Below are 5,166 nucleotides of genomic sequence, written 5' to 3'. Positions count from 1 at the left end.
GTCTGGGGTTGATTTTAGCAGCGGCAGAATGTTGGGGTGGCGGCGGCAATCCAAGACACCGGTGACTTCCAATGCGAAGGTAATGAGGCGCCGCGCATTGGCGCGCGCCGGAATGGCGCCGACCGCGCGGATGCGGCGCCTTGCCTCGGTGTCCATCCTCTCCCTCATCGTAGGCAATCAGGGCCGAGACGTTCTGCAATGCGCGTGACCCGCTTCCGTGGGTGACGCTCACGCGTCACTGGCGCTGGAGCGCATTCTTCCAGGCTCACTCCGCGACGCCCATCTCATGGATGAGCAAGACGGTACGCTCTGTCACGCCCGGCGCCACTGTCAGCGCGATGCGCTCCGCGCCCTTGATGAACGCGTCGTCCGGGCCCGGCGCGTAACCCTGCGCGGAGAGCTTCTCGCGATAGAACGCGCGGACCTCCGCCGGAGTCGCCGTTGTCGCGTAGCTCATGGACTTCATCCATTCGAGCTGGGTGCTGGTGACAGGACCGCTGCCCGGGTAGACGGGCGCGAACGCTGGCGCCGCCTTATGCTGCCGCCTGGCCAGCTCCGCCGAGCTGACGATGAGCGTCGTCGCATTCTTTCCCGACGGCTGCAGGATGACGGTGTACGAGATGAGGCGCTCCGGATCCAGCCCGGTCACCTGATCGCCGAGCTTCAACTTCATCTCCGCCGTCTCCTCCGCGAGGTACAGGCCCCTCCGTGCGAAGAGCGCCCGAAAGTGAGCCTTCAGCGTCGCGACGTCCTTGCTCGAGACGAGCGTCGAGGTCTCGATGACGACGCCGTCGACGACCGTCTTCTCCGCCTGCGTCGGCTGCGAAACGGCCCCCGGGACGTCCTTCACGAAGGGATTCGCGGAGGCCGTCGTCCCCACCGTGAGCGCCATCACCCACACAGCCGCGACAAGAAAGGTTCGGCTCAGTCGCATGTGTATTTCCCGAGGTAGACAAACCCCGTCGCCGAGGTCGAACGGAGCCTGTTCGCGGCGTCGAAGGCCTCGCGATATGTTCCGCGCCTGCGGCCCAGCGACGGGTCGTCCACGAAGTTGTGGTCCATGGGCTGCGTCTGCCAGATGCGCTCGTGGGACTCTCCGAAGGTGCCGGACTCCTCGCCTCGGAAGCTCAGGTAGAAGCCCGTCACCCGCCCACGGGGCGTGCTCCCGACGATATCGTTCGCCCATCGCTCGGGCAGACCCGTCCACCCCATGGAGCGGTCCCACGCCTCGTGCGCGAGGCTGTAGAACGCCCGGTTCTGACAGCGCTGGCCAGGGACGTCGTCCTGGAGGAGGGCGCCCTCCCGCTCCTCGTCCTCTCCCGACGTGAGCCCGTGGTCCCCAAGGAGGATGTTCAGCGCGCCGCGGCAGGTGTCACCCGCCGCGGGCCGGCCCAGGCCGCACAGGCTGAAGGAACTCCGCGTGAGGTGCTCGGTGGAGAAGAGGCCGTCGTCCGCCTCCTGGAGGAATCGCGCCGGAAGGTTGATGGTCCTCACCGCCCCCTGGGTGATGCACGAGAGCGCGCCCGGCTCGCCATAGGCAGGCGTGTTGGCTGTCGCGGACACGCGGAAGCCATTGCGTGGGTCCTCGCTGCGGATGCACGCCGTGTTGAGTGTGCCCGCCTGGGAGTAGAGCTGGGTAGTCCCCCTGTCGCCCGGCGTGCTGCCGCGGCCATCCCAGTCCGCGTACCGCTCGTTGGTGGCGTAGGTTACTCGCGTCGCGGCAATCCGGCCCGAGTCGTACCAGGCCCAGTCGTCGACGGTGTCCACGCCCGGGCGCTCGACGCGATACGCGGTGGCATCCCACGCCGCCGCCGCCACCGCTTCATGGGCCTTCAGCGACAGATGCGCGAGCTCGGCGAAGTGCAGGCCGAACATCAGGACGGTGACCAGCACGATGAGGCCGAGCACGGCCTCCAGCATGGCCTGTCCCCGCGCGCCCTTCGCGGCACCCTGGCGTCCCTTGCGCGTCACCATCCGGTGTACCCGTTCCTGACCAGGCTTTCGAACGCGCCTTGCACCTCGGTGGCCCCGGTGCCCGACAGGAACTCACCTGCTTCTGTATCGAACAGGGTGCGATCGGGGGACCCGTCCCTGGGCCGGTCGATGGAGAGCCGCGTCAAGCCAGCCCGCCAGTATGGCGCGAACAGGTTGGGCGGCTCCGTCGAGTGCTGGAACCGGTGGTAGTAGACGATGCCGGAGCCCACCGCGACCTGGCGTGGCGCTCCGCCGAAGGTGTGTCCACCCCCCAGGCTGAGGGACCTGCTGTCTTCGGCAGTGGTGCGGAAGTTGAACGAGAGGTTCCAGACATCCCGCTCGGGCACCGGGTCGCGCGACAGCGCCGTCACCAGCTTGGGCTGCCCCTGGAGGTTCGCCGCATCCAGGACCTGTGCGCCGTTGAAGTCGACGAAGGGTGGAAATGTCTCGACCGCGTGTCGGGTCGTATGGCCAATGCCTTCGTGCTGGGTCGCGGTGACCCGCACCGCGCCAGCGCCAATCCCTCGCCCCGCCAGGCCAATGGCTCCCGCGATGGGGAAGGCGGGGAGGGGCGACATGCACATCGCCCACCTGCGGAGTCGCGCCACGGCCCCCGGTATCCGGCCCACGTCGGCGGCGGGGAGGAAGGCGACGCGTGTCCGCCCACCCTGTCCATCATGGGCGCGTGGCTCGTACGGCCGGCCCGAGGGAAGCGGCGCGTAGTCGCTGTCGTAGTAGCCCTTGCCACTGCGGGAGCCGCTGTAGAAGACGTGACCGGCCGCGAACAGCAGGAGGGAGCGATGGCCGACGCTGTCCGACGAGAACATCCGGTCCCATGCGCTCCCTTCGCCTCGATTGCGCAGGAACGGGTGCCCGCGGGTGCCCATCACGAGGTGTCCGACCTCGTGCGGTTCACTGCCTTGACGGGCCGACGCATGGTCGAGCACCGCGTCGTTCAGCTCCCGCTGGGTGACGGCCGTCCCGGCGGGCTGAACACGGACCTCGTCGGGCGCGACGAGGTTCGCCCGGGACAGGTACGCTTGCGCGAGCCCTTCGGGGCCGTCACCCACGCGCGCCCGGGCACGCGCCAGCACCTCGACCTGCGCGGCGTGGATGCGCTGCGCCGCGTTCCATCGCGGCAGCGTCTCCGCGGTGAAGAGCTCCGTGTCGCGCCGCAGCTTGCCGCGCGTCTGGTTCGCATGCACGGTGGACAGCGTGGCGAGCACGAGCGTCTGTGCGAGCGCACGCGTGCACAGCCCGCACAGGGGTTTGCGGACCGGATAACACTGGAAGAAGGTGTTGACGCTATACGGCACGGCCATCAGGCGAAACAGCTCCGCCGCGTTGTCCGCGTGCTTCCAGTACAGCGTGGACCAGGAGATGAGGCTCAGCGTCCCGAGCGTCGAGACGGCGTGCGCCACCTGGACCCGGTTCATCACCGCCACGGAGTTGAAGGCGCGCGCGGTCGTCACCGCGGAGCTGTATGCGGCGGCGTCCGCCAGCGTCTGCAGCTCCATGCGCTCCTTGACCTTGGCGCCCATGGACAGCGTCATGCACACCATCACCACGAGCAGCAGCAGCGTCAGTGCGAACAGCACGAGCGTCTGTCCTCGCGCGACCGGCCACGTCCGGAGGTTCATGGCGTGAACCCCGGCGCCGAGCACTCAGCCCCGGCGAATTCGGACAAGCGTGGAGGCGTCATCATTCGCATGGTGGAGGAGACCTCAATGGGGAACATGTAGTGGCCGCGCGCGAGCCTGCGCCGCAGCTCGGACGCCATCCGGGCATCGAGGCTGGGGCGGGCCTCGGCTTCCCATTCCGCGCTCCGGGTGAGCATGAGCGGGTCCTGGCCCGTGAAGCTGTCGAGCCCCAGCCGTGCCGCGGCGATGCGTGAGAACACCCAGTCCGCGAAGGGGATGCGCAGCGGCGCCCAGAAGATCATCCGGACCTCGAGTCGCAGCGGCTCCGCTCGCCCCGGGCGGGGCAGGGGCTGATCGAACGCGACCACGTCCGCGGCCGTTGGCACCGGCTGCTCCCGCACGAGCCAGACGAGCGCCTCGGTTTCGGCGCCGGCGCTGTTCCAGCCGGGGCCCCTGTAGCCGAGGTAGTGATTGTCGCGGAAGCGGCCAAAGGCCTCGCCGAGCTGTTCGCCGGCGGTGACACCCGGGAGCGTCCGGTCGCCGAGGAAGGAATGCACCGCGGGAAGCACGGACAGGAGCGCGGCGTGGGTCATCGGCGTGCAGGCACCGTGATTCAAGGAGCCGACCCGGGTCGCCTGGAACACGCCGTACTGCGCGAAGAGGCGGGCTTGGGAGAGCAGGAAGAGCTGCAGGCTGCCCAGAATCACGAACAGGACGAGGGGGAGCGTCAATGCGGTTTCCACAAACGCCTGACCGGATTCGCGCCGCATGGCGCTTCTTTCCTGAAGGCGTTTGTTGCTTCCAGGCGCTGATTGCCTATTCCTGCCCTGCACCGTCGCAGCCGGCCTCATGGCAGCCCCCTGAGATGAAACGTCTGGCCTTCTGGAGTTGCTCGCGCTGCTCGGGGCAGAGGACGTGCTCGCCATGACGATCTTCGCAGAACATCTCCGCCGCCCGCGCCATCTCCGCGTTCAGTTCCTCGTTTTCCGCCGCGGTGCAGCGTCGCATCTGGCCCTTCTCACTCATGCAGAGCTTTTCGTCGCGACGCTGCCGGGCCACCTCGAGCGCGTCGTTGACATTCCGGCACCGCGAATAGCAGAGGTCCGAGGCGCGGCTGCAGTGCTCTCGGCACTTCAATCGCCCCTCGCACCCATCGGTGCACCCCGCGAGCCGCTTCGCGCAGCGCTTCGCGCAGTCATGGTCTCCAGGCCGCTCCCGGGCCGAGAGCGCTGCTTTCCGGGACGCGCTGCCTGCTACCGAAGTGGCATAGGCGGCAGGGTGGACCTCGCCAGACGTGTCCGTGGCGTCGAAGAGCGAGGCGAAGCCGCGCACCTTGCTGGGGTGGCAGAGCCCGTCGAGGCCGCAGGTATGGTTTTTCTGGCTGCAGCGCTTGTTCGAATCACAAGCGAACCGGATCTCCTCGTCCATGTTCAATCCCTGACAGCCCACGCTCAGGGCCGCGGCGACTAGCAGCATGACGGCCGGGGGTGAACGCTTGCGGGAAGGCATGAGCGCGCTTCCTCCTGGGGCGTGGGGCAGGGGGCTGTCTCTT

Annotated in this window: 5 protein-coding genes; all 5 read right to left on the bottom strand. The window is 68.3% G+C overall.

All coding sequences use genetic code 11. From position 1 onward, the window contains the following. Positions 1–265: 265 nt before the first annotated feature. From G4D87_RS33310 to G4D87_RS33290, 5 genes are read right to left on the bottom strand one after another with little or no spacing between them, the layout of a single operon-like run. The gene (locus G4D87_RS33310; protein ID WP_163786717.1) at positions 266–934 is read right to left on the bottom strand and encodes a hypothetical protein; all 669 of its coding nucleotides are present in this window, start codon (positions 932–934) and stop codon (positions 266–268) included. After that, positions 925–1,974, bottom strand: coding sequence for a hypothetical protein (locus G4D87_RS33305; RefSeq protein WP_163786716.1), 1,050 nt, complete (start codon positions 1,972–1,974; stop codon positions 925–927). The genes G4D87_RS33310 and G4D87_RS33305 overlap by 10 nt, the downstream gene beginning before the upstream one ends. Then, entirely contained in the window at positions 1,968–3,614 is a 1,647-nt protein-coding gene (locus G4D87_RS33300) for a pilus assembly protein TadG-related protein (RefSeq protein WP_163786715.1), read from the bottom strand. Before G4D87_RS33300 ends, G4D87_RS33305 begins: the two co-directional genes overlap by 7 nt. Further along, the gene (locus tag G4D87_RS33295; protein WP_163786714.1) at positions 3,611–4,384 is read right to left on the bottom strand and encodes a TadE/TadG family type IV pilus assembly protein; all 774 of its coding nucleotides are present in this window, start codon (positions 4,382–4,384) and stop codon (positions 3,611–3,613) included. The genes G4D87_RS33300 and G4D87_RS33295 overlap by 4 nt, the downstream gene beginning before the upstream one ends. A 46-nt stretch (positions 4,385–4,430) precedes the next feature. Then, entirely contained in the window at positions 4,431–5,123 is a 693-nt protein-coding gene (locus G4D87_RS33290) for a hypothetical protein (protein WP_163786713.1), read from the bottom strand. Positions 5,124–5,166: the final 43 nt, after the last annotated feature.

Origin of the sequence: Myxococcus vastator, assembly GCF_010894475.1 — a bacterium.
In the GTDB taxonomy this organism is placed as follows: domain Bacteria; phylum Myxococcota; class Myxococcia; order Myxococcales; family Myxococcaceae; genus Myxococcus; species Myxococcus vastator.
This window is presented reverse-complemented; position numbering and strand designations above follow the sequence as displayed.